The organism is Deltaproteobacteria bacterium (assembly GCA_013151915.1).
GTDB lineage: Bacteria > BMS3Abin14 > BMS3Abin14 > BMS3Abin14 > BMS3Abin14 > BMS3ABIN14.
The window spans coordinates 15,994-39,908 of sequence record JAADHJ010000025.1; the positions used below are offsets into that span (position 1 = coordinate 15,994).

At 56.0% G+C, this 23,915-nt stretch carries 22 protein-coding genes; 18 read left to right on the plus strand and 4 right to left on the minus strand.

The features are described from left to right. Positions 1-46: 46 nt before the first annotated feature. A complete protein-coding gene (locus tag GXP52_05540) occupies positions 47-1,060 on the minus strand; it encodes an ABC transporter substrate-binding protein (protein NOY86744.1) in 1,014 nt (337 codons plus the stop codon). Positions 1,061-1,484: 424 nt separating this feature from the next. On the opposite strand from GXP52_05540, the gene GXP52_05545 reads away from it, so the two are divergent. From GXP52_05545 to GXP52_05620, 16 genes are all read left to right on the plus strand, one after another. Continuing rightward, positions 1,485-2,069, plus strand: coding sequence for a flavodoxin family protein (locus GXP52_05545; GenBank protein NOY86745.1), 585 nt, complete (start codon positions 1,485-1,487; stop codon positions 2,067-2,069). A gap of 42 nt (positions 2,070-2,111) precedes the next feature. Then, positions 2,112-4,307 carry a hypothetical protein gene (locus GXP52_05550; protein ID NOY86746.1) on the plus strand — a complete coding sequence of 732 codons (2,196 nt, stop codon included), beginning with the start codon at positions 2,112-2,114 and terminating at the stop codon, positions 4,305-4,307. 10 nt (positions 4,308-4,317) lie between these two features. Further along, on the plus strand, positions 4,318-4,959 hold the full coding sequence (locus GXP52_05555) for a response regulator transcription factor (protein NOY86747.1): 642 nt from the start codon (positions 4,318-4,320) through the stop codon (positions 4,957-4,959). Between the two features lie 238 nt (positions 4,960-5,197). Further along, positions 5,198-5,989, plus strand: a complete 792-nt coding sequence (locus tag GXP52_05560; GenBank protein NOY86748.1) for a hypothetical protein — start codon at positions 5,198-5,200, stop codon at positions 5,987-5,989. Between the two features lie 246 nt (positions 5,990-6,235). Further along, a complete protein-coding gene (locus tag GXP52_05565) occupies positions 6,236-6,451 on the plus strand; it encodes a hypothetical protein (protein NOY86749.1) in 216 nt (71 codons plus the stop codon). Positions 6,452-6,509: 58 nt separating this feature from the next. Next, positions 6,510-7,232 (plus strand): hypothetical protein, encoded by a 723-nt coding sequence (locus GXP52_05570; protein ID NOY86750.1) that lies wholly within the window; start codon positions 6,510-6,512, stop codon positions 7,230-7,232. Then, complete coding sequence (locus GXP52_05575) at positions 7,229-8,425, plus strand: hypothetical protein (GenBank protein NOY86751.1); 1,197 nt, start codon at positions 7,229-7,231, stop codon at positions 8,423-8,425. The genes GXP52_05570 and GXP52_05575 overlap by 4 nt, the downstream gene beginning before the upstream one ends. A gap of 56 nt (positions 8,426-8,481) precedes the next feature. Further along, on the plus strand, positions 8,482-9,651 hold the full coding sequence (locus GXP52_05580) for a hypothetical protein (GenBank protein NOY86752.1): 1,170 nt from the start codon (positions 8,482-8,484) through the stop codon (positions 9,649-9,651). A gap of 47 nt (positions 9,652-9,698) precedes the next feature. Then, positions 9,699-11,210, plus strand: a complete 1,512-nt coding sequence (locus GXP52_05585; GenBank protein NOY86753.1) for a PASTA domain-containing protein — start codon at positions 9,699-9,701, stop codon at positions 11,208-11,210. Between the two features lie 195 nt (positions 11,211-11,405). Beyond that, a complete protein-coding gene (locus tag GXP52_05590) occupies positions 11,406-12,164 on the plus strand; it encodes a hypothetical protein (protein NOY86754.1) in 759 nt (252 codons plus the stop codon). Positions 12,165-12,271: 107 nt separating this feature from the next. Then, positions 12,272-12,700 carry a hypothetical protein gene (locus GXP52_05595; protein ID NOY86755.1) on the plus strand — a complete coding sequence of 143 codons (429 nt, stop codon included), beginning with the start codon at positions 12,272-12,274 and terminating at the stop codon, positions 12,698-12,700. An 18-nt stretch (positions 12,701-12,718) separates the two neighbouring features. Next, entirely contained in the window at positions 12,719-13,141 is a 423-nt protein-coding gene (locus GXP52_05600) for a hypothetical protein (protein ID NOY86756.1), read from the plus strand. A 276-nt stretch (positions 13,142-13,417) separates the two neighbouring features. Beyond that, the gene (locus GXP52_05605) at positions 13,418-13,729 is read left to right on the plus strand and encodes an AIM24 family protein (GenBank protein ID NOY86757.1); all 312 of its coding nucleotides are present in this window, start codon (positions 13,418-13,420) and stop codon (positions 13,727-13,729) included. Between the two features lie 35 nt (positions 13,730-13,764). Next, positions 13,765-14,670 (plus strand): DUF4892 domain-containing protein, encoded by a 906-nt coding sequence (locus tag GXP52_05610; protein ID NOY86758.1) that lies wholly within the window; start codon positions 13,765-13,767, stop codon positions 14,668-14,670. A gap of 1,794 nt (positions 14,671-16,464) precedes the next feature. Then, positions 16,465-17,205: a DUF4412 domain-containing protein gene (locus tag GXP52_05615; protein NOY86759.1), complete on the plus strand. Its 741-nt coding sequence runs from the start codon at positions 16,465-16,467 to the stop codon at positions 17,203-17,205. A 132-nt stretch (positions 17,206-17,337) separates the two neighbouring features. After that, complete coding sequence (locus tag GXP52_05620) at positions 17,338-17,916, plus strand: porin family protein (GenBank protein ID NOY86760.1); 579 nt, start codon at positions 17,338-17,340, stop codon at positions 17,914-17,916. On the opposite strand, the gene GXP52_05625 is transcribed toward GXP52_05620, so the two are convergent. The 3 genes from GXP52_05625 to thrC are packed head-to-tail and all read right to left on the minus strand — an operon-like array spanning position 17,913 to position 20,426. Continuing rightward, positions 17,913-18,509, minus strand: a complete 597-nt coding sequence (locus GXP52_05625; protein ID NOY86761.1) for an SGNH/GDSL hydrolase family protein — start codon at positions 18,507-18,509, stop codon at positions 17,913-17,915. The genes GXP52_05620 and GXP52_05625 overlap by 4 nt on opposite strands. Then, the gene (locus GXP52_05630) at positions 18,506-19,000 is read right to left on the minus strand and encodes a YfcE family phosphodiesterase (GenBank protein NOY86762.1); all 495 of its coding nucleotides are present in this window, start codon (positions 18,998-19,000) and stop codon (positions 18,506-18,508) included. The genes GXP52_05625 and GXP52_05630 overlap by 4 nt, the downstream gene beginning before the upstream one ends. 13 nt (positions 19,001-19,013) lie before the next feature. Next, entirely contained in the window at positions 19,014-20,426 is a 1,413-nt protein-coding gene (gene thrC, locus GXP52_05635) for a threonine synthase (protein NOY86763.1), read from the minus strand. Between the two features lie 476 nt (positions 20,427-20,902). Here thrC and GXP52_05640 point away from each other — a divergent pair, with 476 nt between their 5' ends. Beyond that, entirely contained in the window at positions 20,903-22,582 is a 1,680-nt protein-coding gene (locus tag GXP52_05640; GenBank protein NOY86764.1) for a hypothetical protein, read from the plus strand. Continuing rightward, on the plus strand, positions 22,582-23,915 hold a 1,334-nt coding region (locus GXP52_05645), incomplete at its 3' end, for a sigma-54-dependent Fis family transcriptional regulator (protein ID NOY86765.1). The genes GXP52_05640 and GXP52_05645, both read left to right, overlap by 1 nt.

Below are 23,915 nucleotides of genomic sequence, written 5' to 3' on the forward strand. Positions count from 1 at the left end.
CAGGAAGCCCATAAAGGGCCGCCTGGCCATGCTGGAGGATTAACGATCAGTCAAGGGCCTTCTTGACCCTGGCGGCGACGTCGACAGGGACCCACCCGGTCCACAGTTTCTCGTTCTTTTTCAGGAACCACTCAGCAGCTTCCTGGGTGTTGGCCCCCTTGTCCTGCATGAAAGCCAGGAATTTGTTGGCGATGGCCTGGGTGGTCTCGTACTTTTTCAGAAATTCAACCACGTCAGGGGCCTTTTTCAGCATGCTGGAGTTTACGGCTATATCGACCTTGACCGAGGGATAAGCGCATTTGCCCGTGGACTCGAAAATTTTGGGATCGTAGGCAGGCTCCTCAAGGGGAGTCATGTCGTAAGTTCCCAGGACCCAGGTGGGCGCCCAGTAGTACCCGAACCACGGTTCCCCCTTCTTGTAGGCTCCTGCAAGAGAAGCCACCAGGGCTGCCCCAGATCCCGGCAGAAAGATGTTGTATGTGTCGTTGAGCCCGTAAGCGTCGAATTTCTTCTCGTTGATCTTTTCGCATGCCCAACCCGCGATGCACGAGTAGAACACACCCTTGTCCGGATCCTCGCGATCCTTGAACAGGTTCTTGTACCTGGGAAGATCGCTCACCGATTTGAGGTCCGGGGCCATGGCCTTGATCCCCCGTGCGGGGTCACCCTTGATCACATAGGTAGGAACCAGCCAACCCTGCCAGCTGTCGGGAAAGTTGCTGCCCAGGTCAACGACCTTTCCCTTGGCGATGGCATTGTCGAAGGCCGGCTGCTGGTTGTCCACCCAGATCTCCATGGTGATGTCTATGTCCCCCCGCACGAGTCCCGCGAACATAGGAACAGTTTCGCCGGGCATGTATTCGACATCGTAGCCGTAGCCGTGCTCAATAATGAAACCGGCGATGCGGTTGTGCACCTGGGCGCTGTCCCACCCCAGGTCCGAGAACACCAGCGTATCCTTGGCCAGGGCCGACGTGGTGCCCATGGCAGCGGTTACCACCAGGCAGAGCAACAGGAACAACGCGCCCTGCCCATACAGTTGAAAACGGCTCCTTTTCATCTAAACTCCCTCCTTCCGACTATGATCCAACAAAAGCGTACACAAAAAGACTGACGGACACGGACCAGATGATCTGTCCCCGGCATTCACGGATAGATGGACTTTTTACGACCCTACCAAAAATTGTTGGCTACAAGGGGTTTTCTGATGGGCGTTCCGGCTGAAGATGCGCCCCACATGGCCCACTGATGGGTTATCTTGCGATGGATAAACGGAACGTGGTGGAGGGTTGCCTGCCAAAAACTATTTTACAAGTAACACAACCGGGCCAAAAAAACAAACCAGGCCGCCCCGGTATCTGTTATCGTAATCCGGCAGCATATCGAAACTGTACAAAACGATGCAGGAAAATGACATTTTTCGCTTTCCGTGGAGTAAAAAGCCATGGATGGACTTTTTACGACCCTATCAAAGGAAGAACAAAATGCTGATTATTGGAGTATCGGGGAGTCCAAGACGGGGCGGCAACTCCGACCGGGTCCTGGACGCTATTCTCGCCGGCGCCTCTGAAAGAGGAGCTGATACCGAGGTCCTGTACCTTTCCAGCATGGAAATATCGTCGTGCATCGGTTGTGAACGCTGCCGAAAGGACAAGGTCTGCACGCAGTTTGCCGATGACCTGACACCGTATTATCCAAAGATCCGCCGGGCCGGGGGGATCATCCTGGTGACGCCGGTCTACAACTACAATATGACGGCCTGGATGAAGGCTTTCATCGATCGCCTGTACTGTTTTTACGACTTCGACAACGAGCATCCTCGCGGTTGGTCAAGCCGCCTTGCCGGCCAGGGAAAGACAGCGGCCCTCGCTATCGTGGCCGAGCAGGTGGACCCGAAGGACCTCGGAGTCACCATGGAGGCGATGCGTCTGCCCATGAAAGCCCTGGGATACCGCATCGCCGGCGAGCTGGCCGTGCCGGGGGTATTTGAGGCCGGAGTCGTCGGGCACCATCCTGAAGTATTGGATCAGGCGGCTCGGCTGGGCAGGAACCTGGCCGCTCACCCTTGAAACCCCTTCACAATTGCGGCCACAGAGGCGATACTTGCCGTCATGGTGAGCCGCAACAGGGATAAACGTCACGATACGGGCGCCGACATCCGGGAATCCCCATACCTCATCCTGTCCGCCGCTGCCTTGCTGGCCATGGTCTGTGTGGCGCTTTCTGTCATGGTTGCGTCCAACCAGCCATGGCTCGGTCTGAGTCTGCAGGCGGACGGCACACATGCCGGTGTCTTTGTCGATGGCGTGAAGGCCAAAAGCCCGGCCAGGCTCATCCTTACCCCCGGGGATTTGATCCTGTCCATTCGGTCCCTTTCGGGCAGCCCATTTAATTTCGAGGATTCCGACCTGGTGGAGGACCCCGACGTCTTCCCGACCTTTAAAAAGTATAATGCCTTCCTTGATCGTCAGAGGGTGCTGGCCGGGATCCTCAGCGGGCCGTTGGTGGAGTTGACTCTCGCGGACGGGCGAAAGGTGAGGGTACAACCGGCCCGCTCCCGACCGCTTTCCTCATTTCCGTTAGATTTCTGGCTGCTCAACGGCATGGGCGTCATAATATTCATGATCGGCGCGGCCGTCTGGTCCGTGCGCAGACAAAATATGGCGGCCAGGATGTTTTTCTTCTCGGGCATGGGACTTCTCGTCACGACAACGGCAATGGCGGTCATCGCCTCGAGGGAGATCGCCCTTGACCCGGACCTTCTGGCTACGATCCGTGAATTGTACCACGTGGGAAACAACGTATTCTCGGTCTTCGGCGTCGGTCTGCTTTTCCATTACCCCGGCCTCCTGGGCTCATTCCCGATGACCAGGGCGGTCGCGGTTCTGGCCTCCTTTTTCATCCTGAACGAACAGTTTCAATGGACGGATATTCCGGGGCATACCGTGTTAATCCAGCCAGTCCTCTATTTTATTATGGGGGTTACGATAGCCGGACTCCAGTGGCGGCGCTCAAAAGGTCGGCCTGTCGACCGTGCGGCCCTCAAATATTTCATCATAGCGTTCATGGGGTTTGTTGGTCTGGCATTTTTTACCTACTTCGCTCCGGCTGCGTTGATGGGTCGAACCGTGGTCCCTGTATCGGCCGGACTGGGGTCGGTCACCCTGATGTATGTCGGGCTTGCCCTGGGCATCCTTCGATACCGTCTTTTCGACATCGACCGCTGGTGGTTCGGATTCTGGCTGTGGTTCCTGGCGGGTGTCAGTGTTCTGGTGGTGGACGGCATTCTGGCGTTCACCGTCACCCACAGGCCGTCCGTCGTCCTTGCCCTGTCTCTTATCCTGGTGGGGTGGCTGTACTTCCCGGTACGCCAGTGGGTATGGGGAAGGTTCTACCAGGGTCCGAGGGACCGGATAAAACAGCATCTCCCGGTTCTCCTGTCGGGGTTGGTGAACCCCGGCATCAGCGAGAAGGATGCATGGGTCGGCGTCCTCAGGGATGTGTATCTGCCCCTTTCGTACCAGACCCTGGAAGGCCGAAACGCCTCTCCCAGGCTTGATAAATACGGCGAGATAATGCTGATCCCCACCCTGGATCGCACGGGAACGGTGGAACTTCGGTTCGCCGACAGAGGCAGCCGACTCTTTTCCAGGGACGATATTGAACTGGCTGAAACACTAATATACATTGCCAGGACCACGGAGGATCGTCTTGCCGGATTTAAAAGGGGCGTTGAGGAGGAGCGGAGGCGGATCATGCGGGATCTGCACGACGAGATCGGCGGGCGTCTCCTTTCCCTGGTACACGCAAAGAACACTCCGAGAAATACGCTTCTGGCCCGAAATGCCCTCAAAGCCCTTAAAGATATCATATACAGCATCAAACCATCCGGGGAGGTAACCATTGAGGAGGCGCTGGCGACGTGGCGTTATGACTTTATTCAGCGTTGTGAGGATGCCGGGGTTGCGGCGCATTGGGAAGATAGTATTCAAAAGCCCCACCGGCTTATATCACCGCGGCAGGTGATCGATCTGTCCCGGGTGCTGTTTGAGGCTACGACAAACGCCCTCGTCCACGCCTCCCCACGCAACATCTGGGTCACGTGGGACGGGGGTAAAAATCGGCTCTCCTGCATCGTTCGCAACGACGGGACAATTCCCGGTCGCGGGGAGATAAGATTTGGCAAAGGGATCCGGAACATGGAGATGAGGGCCGGCGAGCTTGGCGGGCAATGCAGGTGCGAAGCGCTTCCCGACGAGGGGGTTTTCGAGGTTCGTTTGTCAATACCTACCGGAGATGGTAAGTGAGGGAGTGTTGATGCAAAGGGTTCTTGTTGTAGAGGACCACGATGATACGAGGCTCTGGTGGGAAGACCACATTTCCGAGGCCTTTCCCGAAGCAAAGGCCATGGGAGCCGCGACCCTTGCCGAAGCCCGCGCCCTTCTGGAGCAGCATAAGTTTTCATTGGCCCTCGTTGATATCAACCTTCCTGACGGGTCCGGGATCGACCTGGTGAAGGAGATGGGCGAGACGCACCCGGACACATACTGCGTCATTACGACAATTTTTGATGATGATACGCATATTTTTTCCGCTCTTAAAGCCGGGGCCATGGGTTACCTCATTAAGGAGCAGCCCCGGGATCTTCAGATCCGACAGCTTAAAGCCGTTCTCCACGGTCAGCCACCGCTGTCCCCTGGTGTGGCCCGGCGGGTTCTGGCCCACTTCTCCCGCTCGAACGATGCGCCTGAAGACACCGAGCCGTTGACCGACAGGGAAAAGGATGTCCTGCAGCTTATCGCAAAAGGGTTCTCACGCCCGGAAGTCGCCAACCTGCTCGGGCTGACCCCGAACACCGTGGCCAGTTATACCAAGGTCATCTACCAGAAGCTGAACATTTCACGGCGTGCGGAAGCCGTCATCGAAGGGGTTCGCCTGGGCCTCATCGACCCGTATTGAGTAATAGTCCAACGTCCAGAGTCCAAAGTCCAATGTTCTAACCCCCAAACTCTCAAACTCTCAAACTAACTTCCCCCTCCGGATCACCCTCACCTGACCTCTCCCCTCAAGGGAGAGGAATTTACACCCATACCCCCTTACTTCGATACGTATAACCCCCCCGATCGGGGGTAGTGCCCCCCTTTAGCAGTCCGGTATCCTTCCGTCCAAGTAGGGTTAAAAAAGCAAGGGAGGAAAAATGAACCGATCCGCACTCTCAATTGGACTACCGCTTCTCACGGTTTTCGCCCTGGTGTTCTCGCCGGCGGTGTCGCAGGCCGCATGTGTGAAAAGGGCCCTCACGGCCGGTGAGCAGGCCTACTACGAACAGGTCAAAACCGTAATGGACAAGGCTCTACCTGCCCCGAAGAACTGGCGAAGGATAGATTCCTGGATGCACGTTCCCGAGACGGTGTGCGAGGGGTTCGAGAAAAACCCCATCAAGTTCTTCGGTCAGCTCAAGTTCACGGAGATCACCGAGGTTGACCGGATCAGGGAGGAGATGGCCAGAAAACAGAAGGAGCGGGAGGAAAAGGTCATGGAGGCAAACAGCCGGGGAAACGTCGCGGAGGTCAGCCGCATTCAGAAGGAAATGCAGCAGGACGTTTCCAAAGACCTTGAAAGGCTACGGAAAGCCCAGGAAAAAGCGAGGAACGAACCCAAGCCGCTTCAGATGATCGCCAAGTTCACGGTGAACGACAAGCGCAAGGCCATAGGTAAAAAATTCGACGTCCCTGCTCTTCCCCACACAATCCGGACTTTTGAAGTGCTCCACTCCAAAGGTACTGAACGGGAGACGGTCTCAAAAATACTTCTGATCGGCGGGTGGCAGGTAGAGGATTTTATGAAGAACTGGAACCTGATTCGACCCGATGCACCCTACGACGCTATCGGCGGCATTCACCTGAAACTGTCCGGGAAAAGGCAGCCGGTGGAGGCCTATCTGTCCGGCCGCGCGGATATCGGGCTGATTGAGAGTGCGGCCAGATAGATCTGCCGCCAGACCTGAAAAGGATGCATGAAATGTGGGTGGAAAATGAAGAACATTAAATCCATAACCGTCGCCTTGTTTAGCCTCGGTTGCGTGCTTACGATATTTTCATTCGCCTGGGGAGCCCCCCCAAGCTGGAACGGGACCGGCAGTAATCCCGGGCCAACCCCAAACATCCTGTCAGCGCCGGCTTCTCGGCCTAAGGACTTAACATGCCCTAATGCTTACTCCGGGATCAATGGAGACATGTTGCCAACCAACTGGGAGACCGCGAATAAGGGCCTGCCTGCCCTTTTCATCACATCCCAGGTGCAGGATCGGTACCTTTACTGCGTATACCGGATACCCACAGAAGGCGGGATGATCAATGCCAGTGTACACCGCCTCATTCCCAAGGGGGTCAAATGCATATCCGACGGAGCCGGGAGGTTCGAATGCCGCTCCAACGGCAGGCAGAACTGATCCGGCAGACTGGAAAATCCGTCTGAGGGTACACGTAATTTCGAAAGAGGAGAGGACGATGAACCGGAAAATACCAAGTCCCGCGATTTATCTGTCTCTGTCAGCCTTTATCCTGCTGTTTTCAGCCGTCTCTGCCTGGGCGTGGGGAACCCCACCGGAAGACCTTCCTCCGAAGAAGACGGTCACTATCTTCCAGTTTGACAGCACCGTCCCGGAGGTATCCCCGGCGTCAGCTACGGACATGTTCACGACTGCGCTGATCAAGACCCACGCGTTTACCGTTCTGGAGAGACAGAGGCTGGATGAGAGCGTCTACCAGGAAAAACAGTTGAACCAGGGGGGGACGACCACCGGTGACGTGGCCAAGTATCGCCTGACAGGAGCAGATTTCATCTTCGTAGGAGTGATCACCGAGGCCAACGCTCAGGCTTCCAAAACAGGAGTCGCAGGAGCCTACAAGGGTGTTGGGGTCGAAACCAGCGGAGAACATGCTGAGATAGGCCTCGATGTAAGAGTCCTGGACGCCAGAACAGGTGGTGTCCTCGATTCTGTGGATGTCCGCAGGAAGATCAAGGAGGGCGGCTATTCTGTCTCCGGCCTGGGAAAACTGTTTGGAAAGAAAAAGCTGAAAGGGGCGAACCTGGGGATCGCCCATGATCATAAGGACAGCATTGACAAGGCTCTTCGCGATTGCATTGAAGAGGCGGTGAATATTCTGGTGAGCCGGTATGAAGAGGAAGGCAGCAAAGACAATAGAAAGGAAAATAAGGAGAAAAAATGAACCGGGTTATCAGAATAACCATTGTGTTGGCGATGTCTCTCTTGGTCCTTCCGGGAGCAGGAAAGGCCGGGCCGCTGAGAAATACCGGTCAATGGCGGGTGATGGAACTCCCGACCACCGGAAACTGGTTCGAGGGCCGGGCAGGCTACCGTCCCGGCTTCGCCCTGGGCCGGGGAAGCGCCTTCGGAAAGGGCCGTTACTCAATCTACCTGCTTGAGCTCGCCCCCGGCTCCAGTTACACCCTCGGCCTTCGGTATTCGTCCGGTGTCAAAAACAAGCCCTCGGTCCTCCTGTACGACCGTTGGCCCCTGGACCCCTCGGCCAGGCGCTACAAACTGCCCGTGGGTCCGGTGATGCGGACCGACCCCGGTAAGATCGAATACCGCTGGCGTTTAAGTGTCTCCGGACGAAGCCGGGGCAACCTAGCCTTTGTCGTGGTTCAGGCCGGTGCGGGCATTGCCGGGGCGAAGGGACGTTTTCGGCATTTCATGTACCTGACAACACCGGCAGTCCAGCCAAAGAATCGGCTCGGAACGGGGATCACCTACCTGCGGGGACCGTCCGATCTCATGCTGGGCGAGCCCTCCCCCGACATTCAGTACTTGGTGGAGTATCCGTTCAGCCGGGCCGGAAACCGCGGGGACCGGGAACACAGGGTCGCAGGCGAACTGATTGACAACGGAGACTTCAGCCGCGGCCTCCGCCACTGGGAACTTTTCTCAGGAAACGGCGAATCCGGAGACAGCGGCCGGGTTTCCGTGGGCAACGAGGGCCTGCGTCTGGGAAACGAGGACACCGGAGATATCGCCGGGGTAAGGCAGACCGTAAAATGGTACGTCGGGGACATCCATTCGCTTGTGCTGGCAGCCGGCCTGAGGATCGACCGCGGCAAATCAGGGCGCTTCCAACAGGTGGACGATCCGCCGGTGCTCCAGATTGCTGTCTGTTACGCGGACGAGGAGAAAAGGGAGCACTGCGCGGATGACGCCTACATCCGGGAGTTCACGACCGACGGCGGGGCCCAGAGCAATGCCCGATTTACCCGGGTAGAAAACGGACGGTGGCACAACTTTGAGGACGATCTCATGGGCCTTTCCCCGCGGCCCGACGTCATTGAATCCGTCAGCATAACGGGTCTCGGCCTGAAGAACAGCGAGGCCTGGGTACAGTCGATCAGCCTTGTTGCAAGGTGATTCGGAAAAGCTATCTGCTGTAGTAAAAACACGTTTCAAAGTGAAGGAGGGAAAGGATGAAATCGGGTAAATGGATAAAATTGGTGTTAACCGGATTGACCGTGATGACACTGGCCTTCAGTTCGGCGGAGGATTCTTTCGCCGGCAAGGCGCAGTTCAAGGCCGGCATTACTCCGCCCACCCTTAGCCTCTCGGTCAATTCCCAGGGAGGAATCACCGGCACGAAAACGGTAAAAATGGATATTCACAGGATCCAGGTTGGGTCAAGTTACGCCTGCAACAAGATTCAGACAGTACAAGTACTCAGAGGAGGACAACCTGTACCTCTCGATACGCAAAAAGTCCTGCTAACATGGGCAGGATTTCCTAAAAATCGGGGCAGATGTTATTTCGATATCAACTTGACGGTGCAGCCATTCAGCGATGACGAGATTCGTGGCGCGTGCCAGAATGCCTCGGGAGCCCAGAGCCTGGTAGCGGAGGGTATGGTAACAGCGTGGAACAAGGATCCCTCCTATATCGATTATATCAGACACTTAAGATCCACAGGGGGAACGGGAGGACTTGATCCAAAAAGCCGAGCTCCTGTAACATTCGCCGCCAACGTCACCTGTGGCACAGGCGGAGGAAGTCGTATCTATGTTCCGCCAATAACACCTCCGGGTGGTGTGACAACTACATCGGGAGGCGCTGCAGGCAACGTCGGCGGATCGACCCAGTGCGACCTTACCGGGACATGGAATGGATTTAACAACGGCACTCGGGGGGAAGGCTGGAAATTCAGCCAGATCTTCACGAGCGGCGGAGCTGTCACCTACCGCGCCACCCACCTGTCGCCGCAGGGATCTCTCACCAGTCTCGAGGGGACCATGGTCAGGGCGCAGTCGGGAAACTACCTTTTCTACACTCTCGCAACATCGATCCCGGGTGCGGGAGGAGCATACCAGGCGTCAACAATGAAGAGCTACGATGCCGACGCGAGCTGCAGCAAACTCACGCAGAGGCAACTTGCCAACTCAACATCAGGCATGTTCGTCCAACCGGGCAACTATTGGCTGCAACGGGTCGGTGCGCCTCTCAGCCCAGTTCGTTCCAAGGTTGGCAGGCCCATAGGCAGGACCAACACCTTCAGGCCCAGGAAAGCTCCCACCATGCCCGGCGATACCTATCAGCCTGGGCCGAACACCCCCAGGCCTGGGACGATGCCGAAGTGGCCCGGTAAATAGAACAATTAAGCGTGATGATGAGAACCCGGATTGCTGGAGGACCGATCATGAAACTGCGCAAGATGTTCATAGCTGCCCTTTTTGTATCGGCTATTCTGCTGCCGATGAGGGGTTTTACCGGCGCCCTCGACCGTGGACCCATGCAGCAGAGGTACAACCAGGCGGCCGACGAGATGATACGGGTGCCGGGCGTTGTGGGGATGTACGAGCAGGACGCCATGGCGGTTCTCCAGCAGGCCGGGGTCGCCCCCAACGTCGAGTATGCGAAGGGATACAAAGCGGACCTGGTTGGCATGGAGGGCACAGTGATCGACCAGGAGCCGGGCGCGGCGGGGATAACCATGCTCGGGTCCACCGTGACGATCACCGTCTACTGGCCGCCGTCGGCTGGAGATCTGCCGAGCGACAGCGGACAGTATGGCAATACAGGCCAGGGCCAGTGGGAAGAGCCTGCAGTCAATGGGCCTCCCCCGAACAACCAGGAACCGGCCCCCCAGTGGGGCGGCGGCAGCCAAGCACCGGCCACCGGCGGCGGATGGACACCTCCGCCCGCATCGGCCCCACAACCTGTCTTGGCTCCACAGCCTGAACCGGCACAGGAGCCAGCAGCTCCAGCAACACCCAGGGGTCCGGCACCCGTTGCGGTCCCACGGATTCCTTCGGGTAACGTGGCCCCATCGCCGCAGCCCGCACGTGCAGTGCCCACGCCACGGACACCCATAAAGGCCACCCCGGTACTGCAGACTGTGACACCTGTTGCTCCCAGGTCGCCTGCCCCGGCCGCAACGCCCATACAGCAGCAGCTCGGCACAAAGGTGCACACCAGCGCGCGTGTGCCGGATAAGATCAAACGTGTCGACCTCAAGCCGAAACCCGTTAATCAGCAGCAATCGGTCCCGGCCACCATTGTAATGACCCCCGTACAGCAGACCGTCACGCCGATATTTCAAGGTAGTCCGGCGCCGCAATCCCAAAGCTACGGAGGCCAAACGCAGCAGGATGACGGGTCGTGTAGATCATGGTACGCGATTGCCCTTGATATTACCAAAGAAGCCAAAAGAATCGCCACTGAGCTGGGGTGCGCGGCGGTTGAACCTGAGCCCCTGTGGAAACAATGTATTAAACACATTGATGATATCGGCCAATGGGCTTATTTCAGCGTACATCTGAAAAAGCGTTGGAATCGTCTTGTCAAGAAAACCAGCTGGGCCGCAATCGGGCCGAGAGACCTGACATTTGGCAAAACTCATAACGGAAGAATTTTTGGCACAACTGGACGTATATTTATAACCCCTGTTCCCATTAAAGGAGGGCACGTTAACATCAGGCTGGAAAAGGAGGCCGGCAAGTCCAGAACGTCTGTCACAGTCTGCAGTTACATGCCTGGAGGTGACCGGATCAAGGAATGGTACTTTGAAAGCCCCCGGGGAAATAAGAATAAAGGTCAGGTGTGGGTAAGGGACCTGTCCAATATGGACGGTAAATTATTGTCCATCCACCTTGATGGCAAGTCTACGGCAGACACATTCAAATATTCAATCTTTCTGGAGAATAACTAGTCAGATGAACGAATTTTCCTGGCCTATGAGAAAAAAAGCCAGAGAAACAACCACCTACAGTCAGTTCCACACTCTTTTGGCAAGGCACAGTTAACGCGCCTACAGGGAGTCTGAAATGAAAACAAGGGTGAGTATGATATGTATCTCCGCTTTATCACCACTCCCGGCGGCAACTAGAAAACCAGGAGGAGGAAAATGAACACTTCGATTTCTAAATCTGTTTTAGCCGGCATAGCCGTCGCCATCGTTTTGCTGGGCGGCCAATGGGCATCGGCCGGCCCCGCCCCGCTTTATCCCGGGCCGGCAGTGGAAGGGGAACAGCGAGTAGTCGTTTTAGAAGGCGAAGGGGGGAACACCACACGGATCTTCAGGATCTTTTATACTCGCGATCCCCTCAAAAAGGTGGCGGCGTATTACGAAGGTAAAATGCCGCAAAAAACAGCATCTTCAGCCACTGAGGCGACTTTTGACGGTTCCCCTGGGACACCCCTCGAATACGGTGCCGTCAAAGTATGGCGCCCGGCAGCCGTGCTGTCGGAGTTCGACCTGTTCGATCCGCTTAAGGAGGAGATGGGTAAGGAGCAGGCGGGTATGGGGAACGGTCATCACACGCAGCATGACCTGAAGGCGCTGCAGGCCAGATACGGATACCTGGCTGACGAGGCGTTTTTTCCAGGTTTTTCCCCCAGGGAAAGATTGAAAGGGTGCCGGAAGAAAACGGGCAGTGGTATCGGCAAGGCGAAGCAGGACCAGGCATCGCTCCAGGCCAGGATCCAGGAATTGGCCAGCCAGGGCCGCTTTGGCGAGATGCAGCAGCTTTTATCACAGGCGCAGGGCGTGACATCGAATACGAACCAGGCCATGTCTGTCAGTCACTGGGACGAATGGACAGGATGCCTCGACGAACTTGATGCAGGAGCGTTCCGCACCCAGATAAATATACGCATAAAGTAGGAACCCTTTTCCCCGGGCTGGCAGGTACGCAAGGGGGAAGGTGACAGCCGTTTGTCGGGAACGAAAGGGAAAAATTCAACAACTTCAAACCTTTTTGGAGGACAAAGATGAAAAAACTATTTGGTGTCCTGTTGGCATTGCTCATTTTCCTTGTTTGCTCAGTACCTCCGGCAGCCCATGCTGAGGACCTCATCGCCGCCGCCCATGCTGAGGACTTCTCGGCCGCCCGGCAGGAAATCCTTAAAAACACCGGGATTCCTGTATACCCGGGTGCCAGCTACACAACCGGAGATGACGATGTCGCCACGATGATGTGGTTCAAATCCATGGATTCGCCGAAAAAGATAATGGACTGGTACAAGAGGAACCTCTCCGGCTGGCTGGAGATGACGGTGAACGGTTCCAGGGTTCTCTACAAGGGCCCCGGGAAGATCGAGGCGAAGGATCTCAACAACAGGCCTTATCTCTGGGCCAGGACCACCAGTGAGAACATTGCCTTGAAGGATTCTCAAATAACGATACGGATACCCAAATAAGACAGAAAGGTGGATGACATGAAAAAGATAATGAGGTTGACTCTGGCAAGCTGTCTGCTGTTTGTTTTTGCGGCCGGGATCGCTTTGGCGGCTGATCTTCCGGCCAAGGACGTGAAGATCTTAAAGGAAGCGGGAATCCCCGTCTACAAGGGTGCGGAATTTATAAACGGCGGCCTTGGCGACGAGAATGTGGGCGCCCGTTTCGCCAGTTCGGCACCGGTGGAGGATGTGCGTTCATTTTACCGATCCAAGTTTCCATCCTGGGCCCTTAATGCAGAATACGGGGCCTGGATCCTCTATGTAGGCAAGCCCGGGAGCGGACCTGCCGCCTATATGGGCAAGCAGCAGGTGTCGGTGAAGAAAAACGGGAATCTCCCCTCATGGTTCGGCCTTGCCAAGAACATGACGACCGAAATCATCATCGTGGTGCCTCCTGAATAGTTGAGACCGTAAGACGCCAAAGCGATTGGTTTCTCGCAAAGGACGCGGAGAAAGAACTGGGGTTACAGCCGTAGGGCGCCAGGGCTATGGGCCTCACGCGGAGACGCAGGGACGCAGAGAATGGATTAAATTGAATAAGAGGGGATCAAAACCCTTTTTTGGTTTTCCTCTGTGACCTCTGCGTACTCTAGTGAGCGTAGCGAACGAGCGAGAGGAAATGATTTTAAGTTGCGAAGGTGCCGGCGGTTGCATGGGGGCACAAAGAGGAGGAGAAAAATGTCAGACGTAATTGATTACAAGATCCACGGGAACGACATGCAGATAGTTGAGATCGAACTGGACCCGGGCGAGGGGGTCCAGGCAGAGGCCGGGGCCATGATGTTCATGGAGGGCGGCATCGAGATGGCGACGGCCGCCAGCGGCGAGGGCCTGTTCCTGGCCACCCTCACCGGCCCGGGCAAGGTATACCTCCAGGGGCTGCCCCTTTCGCGGTTGGCCGACCGCATCATGGCAGCCTCGGGCGGAGGCAGCGATAAGGGCGAAGAGCGCATGGGCGGCCTTATGGGCAAGCTGCTGGGCGGAGACTGATCGATGACGGAGGGGAGATCATGAGGATAAAAGGAATGAAGCGAATCGTCTTGATGCTAGCCATGGCCACAGCCGTAATTCTCACCTGTGCCGGGACCGGCTGGGCCGATGAGGGTAAAGACCATCCCCTGATCAAGCGATATCCGGGCTCCGAAATAGGGAAATATTTCGTAAAGGATTTTGACGAGGTCCAGATGCCCACAGGCAAGTCAGGGCGAAAAGGCTTTGCCGATACGATCACCGTCAAGGGCAAGGTCACGGGCATCATCTACCGCAACCCTAAAAAGAGGTCGACCCTGGAGATATACGAAAACTACGAGCAGGCCATGAAAAGCGCCGGGTTCGAGTTTCTATTCACCTGCGCGGACAAGGCCTGCGGTGTGCCCGGGGTAGCAGACCCCCTCCTCAGCTACAGGTGGGCATGCTTCGAACAGCGCCACGCCACCGGCAAGCTTGCCAGGCCGGAGGGCGATATCTTCGTGAATCTCCACGTCTGCAAAGGTATCAACAAAACGTTCCTGGGAATCGTGGAGTCAAAGCCCATGGAAACGGGACTGGTCAAGGTTGATGCCAATGCGCTGGCAAACGAGATCGACCGCACAGGGCACGCTTCCATCTACGGGATCTACTTTGACACCGACAAGACGGACGTGAAACCCGAGTCCGAGCAGGCGTTAGGCGAGATCGCGCAACTCATGAAGAACAGGCCCGACCTGAAGCTTTTCGTGGTTGGCCACACCGACAGCGTGGGGAACCTTGACTACAACAAGGACCTTTCCATACGCCGCGCAAGAGCCGTGGTAGAGGTTCTTGCCGGTAAGTACGATATCCCCAGGAGCAGGCTGCGGGGCGAAGGGGTCGGCCCACTTGCGCCGGTCCTGGCAAACACCAGCGACGGCGGGCGGGCCAAGAACCGGCGGGTTGAGCTTGTGAAGCAATAGGAGGATTTTCCCATGACGATAAAAAGATTCACTCTTTTTGCACTTCCTCCTGGTTTCCAGTAACGCCGACCAGGACCAAGATCAGACAGCCTGTGTGGGTAGGTGCACCTGATTTCGGAAACCCAAAGAAGGAGGACTGATACATGAAAACACTAATTAAAAGAGGATGGGTTTCAATTACGGTCATTGTTTTGGGGTTTGCCCTGTTTGCTATAACAGCCTTAAGTGCTACTCGGGCTGTTGCGGACGTTGTTTATCAAGACAATCGCGAGACTATCTCGGTAACATTGTTGCCATACAATCAGGAATACTCGTATTGCGAAGATGGGTCGTTTTCGCCCAAAGACTTCGTTGTCCTGGGTTACGTGAGCCGGGATAAATCAGGTGTTTGCACCAAGAAAATCTATTCACTTGGCATGACAGGCAGCGAAGGTGTGAAATGGCTTAGCAAACCCGCCTGCCGATTTGACAATGAACAAGTGGACTTCCATCCTTATTCTAGTGGGACGCTTTACAATGTGTGTAAGAACAAGGGTCCGATTGACGTAACAATTGAACAACCGCTCAAAATAAGCATGTACGACAAGAAAAACCGTCTGGTCCGGGAGGTAAGTGCAGGTTCGGCCACCGCTCTGGTACACTGCCCGGAAATAGTACCGGCCCATCCTCCAACTGGATCCGCGCCGCGAGTTCTCACGGGCAGCAGCTGTACCCGCGGTATTGACTGTCCTCCACGTAACAACTCCATGGCTCTTGGCGGAAATCGAGGCGGAGGAACTCAGGGAAACACTTCGTCGCAGCCAATTTGCACCCAAACGGCTTCCGAAGCCGGAACTGAGCAACCTGCGAATGCAATTGATCCGATTCCGCGGACATGGCAGAAACCGCGAGTCGTGAACAGGGTGCCGCTGGCCGGTGAACGTACCGTGAGTTCGCCACGTATTAAGGCACTCCCACAACGTGCCAAGCCGGTAACGCCACAATGGCAGGCTCCACGCCCCGTGAACAGGGGGCCGGTGGCGGTGGCACGGACAGCGAGTTCCCCCGGGGTCAGGGCTCCAGCGCCGGGTGCCAGGTCTGTCACCACTTCAAGGCAAACACCCGGACAAAGGGGAATAATTGTTGGCACAGCACGGGAGTCTGGCACCAGAGGGATTGTGGTTGGCACATGTCGGGATCTTCAGAAACGGCCGATACGTAATCCCGTTGTTGGCAATGACGGGACTGGGAGACTTCTGTTTCCTTTGTCCGATGGACGCACGATGGTGCTTCCTGACGGAATATACAAGGATAACAGCGGTATCAGAATACATATGCTCGGTGGGCGCATCGTGATGGTCGACGGTATTCTCCCCCGCAGACGGTAGTGGCGACAAAGTCTTGGGGTCGGACCCCACTACTCAGGAACAATTTTGCGAAAGGATGCCCGCTGAAAAAGAAAAACCCCACCGCCGCATAGTCCGCTTGCGCTTCTCAAACAGCTTGAGGAACGAAAACAAAAAGCGGACAGTTCATTTGCTACAGAACCGGACAATTCTATTTGTTGCTAACACAGGCTGGAGGGTTTAAGCTGGTTAACCGGGGACGGCATCCTGGTCAAGAACGACATGAAGACTACGAGCGGGGGCCGGTCAATGACGGTGAAAACCGAGCTCTCCGACCTGAAGGTGGGGAGTCAGGACCCGTCCCTTTTCGAGGTGCCACAGGGATATAAAAAGTGGAATGCCGGGTGGGTTCACGGGCGGCATGACGCGGTCCGGGAGATAGTGACTCCGAAAGGAGATCATGATGAAGATGAGGATTATGAAAACATTCAGCATGACCGTGGTCCTGCTGGCGCTGACTGCCCTTCCCGCCCATGCCGGGTGGGTCGCGACAACCCAGGAGGACGTGTCCTATTACGGCAATGGTCTCCTGAAGCAGGTCCCGTCTTCCCAGGAGGGAGGACCAGAATCGATCATGAACTTCGCGAAGGGCACCATGACCATGGTGGACCATGGCTCACGCACATATACCACCTTCAAGTTCGAGGAGTTCTGTGCATTTCTCACGAAGATGTACGCTGATGCCCCACCGAATGTGCTTGAAATGGTAAAACAGATGAACCAGTCCAGGCCGAAACCGAATGTGACAATAAAAAAGATCGGCAAAGGGGAGACCATCGCCGGGTACGCGACAACCAAATACCAGGTCGACAACAACGGTCAGCCTGAAAGAATAGTATGGATGGCCGAGAATAGCCGTTTCAAGAGTTTTGCCGCCGCATTCTGGAAACAGGCGTCAGACGGCGTCAGGAAGATGAGACAGTGCGATGATATTGGGATAAGCGGCGAAGCGGTGGACACATCCGCGGCCTACCTTGACCTGATGAAAAAAGGCTGGCTCATGAAGGAAGAGCTCGTAAATGAGAACGAGATGGGCGCGGCATCAGGGCCCGTGGTGAAGCTGGTTGAGAAGAACCTTCCGGCCTCCACTTTCGGGGTCCCGAAAGGGTACATGAAAATCCCCCTCGCACAGTTCAACATAGGCAATTAGTCGCCCGGACATAACGGGGTTGACGGTAACAGCTCTTTAAAAATGTTAAACAATCCTGGTTTCTTATTGGAAATCTTTCCGGTAAGATGCTAACAGAATATAGGGGTTAACCATATTGCAAGGAGGATTCGGATGAAAAAAACAGGTGTAGTGTTTCTCAGTTGCCTTTTTTCGCTACTGTTCGCATCCTCGGTATTCGCCAGGGGGGGGACCTATGTAGCGCTTCGCGGCGGCGGATCATTCCTCAACAATGCGGATTATCTGGGGACACTGGATTTTGACACCGGTCTCGATGTCTCTGTTGCTGTCGGCTACAATTATATCCCCGGCCGGGTCGAGATCGAACTCGGGTCAAGGAACAACAGTTTCAGCTGCGGTGCTACCGACTGCCAGGATACAGCTTTAAGCCTTATGTTTAATACCTACGCCGAGTTCTACGACCAGCACATAGGTAGTATGAACATAAGCACGTTCATCGGCGGCGGATTGGGCATGTCCAGGGTCGCCTTAAATGTCTTCGGCGGAGACAATACCGATCTGGTTTTCTCCTACCAGATTACCTTCGGGGTTGGTCACGAACTGTCCGACACGATGACCCTCGATATCGGATACCGGTATTTTGCGACTGAAGATCCCAAATTTCAGAATGGAACGGTGAGCATCGAGAACCGGGGGAGCACCCTTTTTCTCGGGTTACGGCTGGAGATCTAAACGGATCCTTCGATCAGACCACTTGCTGTCATAGCTTCGAACACCGTCTCGGCAATGAGGCGGTGCCCCGCCTCATTGGGGTGAAGGTCCCCCCGGAGGATAAGCTCCTCCTCCGGACGCCCCTTTTCCAACTCCTGCCTCCATCGCCCGTTTACGTCGGCATAGACGACGCCGCATTCCCCGGCCACCGCCCTCATCGCATCCCAATAGGGCCCAACCTGACGTTCAGCCCAGGGCTCCGGGATGACCTCCGAGGAGAGAAGGACTACCATGGGGCATCCAGCCTCCCGGATGGGCAATATCATCCGTCCAAGGATATCCTTGAATGCCGCGGGAGATATGCCCGAAAAGGCGTCGTTGACCCCGAAATTAATAGTTACCAGGTCCGGTTTTTGGGCCAGCACGTCGGTCTCTAGACGGCAGAGGGCTTCCCGGGAGGTCTCTCCGCTCATGCCACGGTTGATGACCTTCCAGGTATGATGGGAATCGGCTTCCTTAAGGAACTGGGCGAGATACGAGACGAACCCACGGGCTACCCCGTAACCCTCCGTTATGGAATCACCGAAAGCGACATAGGTCGCATCGTTTATCATGACACAAAGAGTCTTCTGACCTCCATGGTCTCGGTATCGATGAGGCAGAAGGACATTTCCTCGCCAAAGCCCATGAGATCCCCGGGGTTCAGAAGGAGGGTGTCGCCGATACGGCGCTCGGAAAACTTGTGGGTGTGCCCGTAAAGGACGATCTGGAAATCTCCGCATACGGCAATGGACCGCGCAAAATCAGGGTGATGGAAGGCGGCGACCCTCATATCGTCGATGTCAACCGTGATGCTCCCGGCATATTCACGGATCTGGGGACACTGCTGTGGTATCATGCGGGAGATCGTCAAGGGATCGCCGTCGTTGTTCCCGATGACCAGGTAGATCCTTCCTGGAAAATCCTTGAGAATGTCCAGCATAAAGGGTGAGATGAGATCGCCGAGATGGAAAAGGGCCTGCGCCCCCTCATTCATTGCTCTCTTGACAGCCGCCGCCAAGGGTCTGCGGTGGTCATGACTATCACCCATAACAGCCAGGATCATTCTTGGGCTCCTTTTAGCGGACTACTTTTTTTTTCAGTTCCAGAAAGTCTGCTACCGCGGCCGCGTTGCCGTCGAGGGCAATTGGGGCGTTCTTCAGGGCATCCTTGGGGGCTACCTGGTATTCGGGCGCGAACGCATCTTCAAAGTACATTCTCTGGAACTCGGCGAACTTCAACTGGTGTGAGGTGGAATCCACCACAAAAGTACGGCGCCCATTTGTAAGGCCTTGATCCAGAGCCTTTTTCAGCCCGGCGATAGATTCCCCCCCCTGGGTGCATACCACGTGACCATGCCTGTTGGCGGTGAGCATGGCATCCATGATCTCCTGTTCACAGACCCTGACAATGAAAACACGGTCGTCGAAATGTTCCTCTATCAACTGCCGGACCTTGGGGAAGGAAACGGGATCACCGATCATGGCCGCCTGCGCTACGCTGGGGCTCACCGGCACAGGTTCATACTTTCCCGTTGTGCTCCAGCGGTAAACAGGGTCCGCATGTTCGCTCTGCACCCCGATAATGGTCGGAAGGGATGGAATGATCCCCAGACGGTGCAGGTCCAGAAACCCTTCCATGATCGCTGTAATATTTCCTGCATTGCCGATGGGCACCACGATAACCAGCCCTGATGTCTTCCAGTCGAGCTGCTGGGCTACTTCATAGGAATAACTCTTCTGGCCGTTAATGCGCACCGGGTTTTTGCTGTTCAGAAGAAAGACCTCATGTTTTTCCGCCAGTTCTTCCACGATCCTCATGCAGTCGTCAAATACCCCGGGCAGTTCGATTACGGTTGCGCCTGACCCAAGAGGCTGGGACAGCTGTTGAGGGGTCACTTTCCCCTTGGGGAGAAGAACCACCGACTTGACACGACCCTTTGGAAGGTAGGAAAGATATAAGGCTGCGGCCGCGCTCGTGTCTCCCGTACTGGCACAGATGCCCAACACCTGCGATATGCCACGTTTCCTGATGGAATAATTCAGGTAGCTGATGGCGCTGGCCATGCCCCTGTCCTTGAAACTGGCCGAGGGGTTGAGCCCGTCGTTCTTTACGAAGAAGGGTGCCCCAACCCATCGTGAAAGGTCATCGTTGGCCTGCACAAGCGGGGTATGGCCTTCCCCCAGATAGATGACATCCTCCGGTTCAATGGTGGGCAGAATAAGCTCGTGGAAGAGAAAGATGCCCGAAAGAGAACGGACGTTTGACATCCTGCGTCGGTCAAAAATCCTGCGCCAATCCGCTCCGGATGTCTGTTTCAGCGTGTCAAAAGAAAGGTCTGCGAGCTTGAGCAGCGAACCGCAGGAGGGACAGGTGTACAGGAACTCGTCCAGGGAATATTGGGCACCGCATCCGATGCAGCAGTATACGACGTTCCCCCTGTAGGTTGGAAAACTGTCCCTTGAACCGGTGTCCTGTCCCGTTTTGCTCATCCGTGATGTTCCCCTGAATTTTAAATATTTGGATCATCCGGGAAATAAGTACCTGGATGAGGACCATACCCCACCATTTGTCATCGCGAACCGTGTCTGAGTGAAGCGATCCCGTGGCGACCGGAGGACGCCGCAATGACCTTTTCAGCTTCGCATGAGATTGCCGCGCCTACGGTTTCACTCGGGCTCGCAATGACAGCAAAATAATAAAGGTACGCATTATTGCGATGAACCAAACAGTTTATCCGTTCTGGAAATCTTCGCGGATAATATCAGCCTTTTTAGGCCATCGCAACCGGCCATGCTGTAATCTGTTCCAGCTTCGCCGAAGGCTATGGTGGAGATAGTCATATTGCCGACATCCCTTGACAGGGGAGAAGCCCCGTTCTATTGGTGTGGGTATGGCCTCGGATAAAAAAAGCCTGCCTGGGTCCTGGCTCCCACAAGCTGCCAAATCCCCACCCCGCTGGACATCCATGTTTGTCCTGGTTCTCCTCATCCCGGTGGCGATAATCGGGTTTCTCAGTTACAGAAGCATCCGTATCGAGAGGGGGCTCATGGAAGAAACCCTGTTCCGGCAGGCCGACGGCCTGGCAAGGGGCCTGGAGGCGAGCGCGAGAACAGGGATCATGCACTCCTTCTGGGAGGAGGGATCCCTGGAAGCCCTGTTGAGGGAGACGGCGGATGAGGCGGGCGTCCTGGCCCTTATGATTGTCGGACCGGATGGAAGCATTCTGGGGTCCGGAGGCAAGCTGCCTGGAAAGAACCTCCTGGAAGAACTCCTGGCCGCACCGCCGCCGCCCGGGGAACCGCCCCAAGGCCGTTTTATCTCCAAAGCCGGCCTTTATGTTTACAGGAAACCCTTCTTCAATGCGGTGCCCAAAGGAATGGGCCGGATGATGGGCCGGATGATGAGCCAAGGCTATCAGACCAGACCCATCCCCGACAATTCATGGATCATGGTCCTCATGGACGCCAGCGCCCCCCTGTCCATGAGGGCCCGGCAGTTGAGGGTAAGTGTCCTGCTGGCCCTGCTCCTCGCCGCCGCCGCCTCCGGGATTTTGGGCTGGGTTTTCTGGAGCCAGCGTGCAAAGGAGGTGACCGCGGCCCTTTCCAGGACCGAATCCTACGCCCAGGAACTTGTCCGGCGGATGCCGGTGGGAATGATAATGGGGGACGCAAAAGGGAAGATCATAATGGTGAACCCGGCCTCTTTATCCCTCCTGAAAATAGAGGATGAAAAAGAACTCCTTGGGACCAGGATCTCCTCCATATTTCCACAGGAATTTCTTCCACCTGAGCCCATACTTCGCCGGAAAGGAACATATATTTCTGAGGGGCGCCTTCCCCTGGGGCAGGACAATGAAACGAGGATCAGCCTCACGGCGACCGCGCTGACCGGGGAGGAAAACGGCCCATCCGAAACGCTGATTCTCTTTCAGGACGTGAGCGAATTTTATTCCCTTCGGGAGAGGCTTGCGCACGCGGAAAGGCTGGCGGAGGTAGGTAAACTAGCCTCAACAGTAGCCCATGAGATCCGCAACCCGCTAAGCTCCATCCGAGGATTCGCCCAGCTTTTAAAGGACAAGGTTCCTGCAGAACATGCCCGCTACACCGAGGTGATGGTCGAGGAGGTTGACCGCCTCAACAGGGTCGTAAGCAGCCTGCTTTCCTACGCCAGGTTCGAGACCCCACATATGGAAAGCCAGCCGGTTGCCGAGGTTCTCGAACATGTCGGGGCCCTGTCTGAAAGCGACAGCCGATCCAGGGATGTTCCTTTGGAGATAGGCCGGGTATCCGGTGACCTTCACGGATATTTCGACAGAGACATGGTCATACAGGCGCTTCTCAACCTCGTGGTAAATGCCCTGGAGGCTTCGTCCCCGGGACAGCTGGTTCGACTGGAAGCCGGAACGGAAGGTGACAGGCTTGTTTTCAGTGTTACGGATGAGGGCTCAGGAATATCCGAGGAGGATGCCGACAGGGTTTTTGCTCTCTTTTACACAACCAAGGATCAAGGTACCGGCCTGGGGCTCTCCCTGGTCCGGAAGACAGCTGAACTCCACGGCGGAAAGGCCCGCATTACGACCACAAAATCCGGCAGGACAATCGCCCGCCTGGAGTTGCCGTGGATTAATGAAAAGGGGAGGACATGATGGCGGGGAGGATCTGTGTCGTCGATGACGACGCTGCCCACCGGCTGATGCTCAGCGAAGTCCTTGGGGAGGAGGGCTACGAGACCATGGAGACCCCTTCCGGTGAGGAGTGTCTGGAACTACTTTCCCAACAATCGTGCGATCTTGTCCTCTTGGACCTGAAGATGCCCGGCATCGGGGGGATGGAGACCTTGATACGGCTTAAAAGGTCCAATCCGCCCCTGCCGGTTCTCATTATGACAGCGTACGCCACCGTCCAGACGGCCATAGCAGCCCTCAAGGAAGGTGCCTACGACTATCTCATTAAACCCCTGGATATCCATGCGCTCAAGGAAGCGGTTGAGGCCGGCATTGAACCCCAAAACGGGTTGGATCAGGTGCCCTGCCTTCCTCCCGAACTCGAGGATATGAGAATTATCGCGGTCAGCGGTGTCATGCGGGACCTGCTTGCCGATGTGGCCAGGGTGGCTCCCACAGACGCTACCGTGCTTATCACCGGGGAAAGCGGGTCGGGGAAGGAGGTGCTGGCCGAGGTTGTTCACAGGTTAAGCCCCAGGTCCTCACTGGTAATGTTGCGCCTTAACTGCGCGGCCATTCCGGAGAACCTGTTGGAGAGTGAGCTTTTCGGGCATAAGAAGGGGGCCTTTACCGGTGCCGACAGCGACAAGGAGGGAAAGTTCATTACTGCTGAGGGAGGTACCTTTTTCCTGGACGAAGTGGGGGAGCTTCCCCTGGCTGCACAGGCGAAGCTTCTAAGGGTTCTCCAGGATGGACGGATTATGCCCGTAGGCGGAACCCGAGAGGAGGAAACGGACGTTCGTATCGTGGCGGCTACCAACCGTGAACTTGAACAGGAAGTGAAACATGGCCGGTTCCGGGAGGATCTGTACTACCGGCTTTCAGTGTTTCCCATCGTGGTTCCACCCCTCAGGGAGAGGAAGATGGACATTCCGCCGTTGGCGGATCTTTTCCTCAAGCGTTTTTCCAAACGGCACGGCAAGGCGCTGAAGGGGATTTCCCCCCGTGCGCTGGGTCGATTGATATCCTACGACTGGCCTGGCAATATCCGTGAGATGATGAATATCCTGGAGCGAGGTGTAATCCTTTCGAGGGGGGAATTCCTGGGTGAGGAAGACCTGCCTCAATCCGTCACCGGGGTGCCGGGGAATGTCGCCCCCCAACCTGCCGACGTGAGACAGGGCATCTCGCTCAAGGAGATGGAGAAGATGCTTATTGAAAGGACCCTGACCGAAAAAGACGGCAACAGAACCCATGCCTCCAGAACGTTGGGAATTACCAGAAAAACACTGCTTGCCAAGATAAAGGAATACGG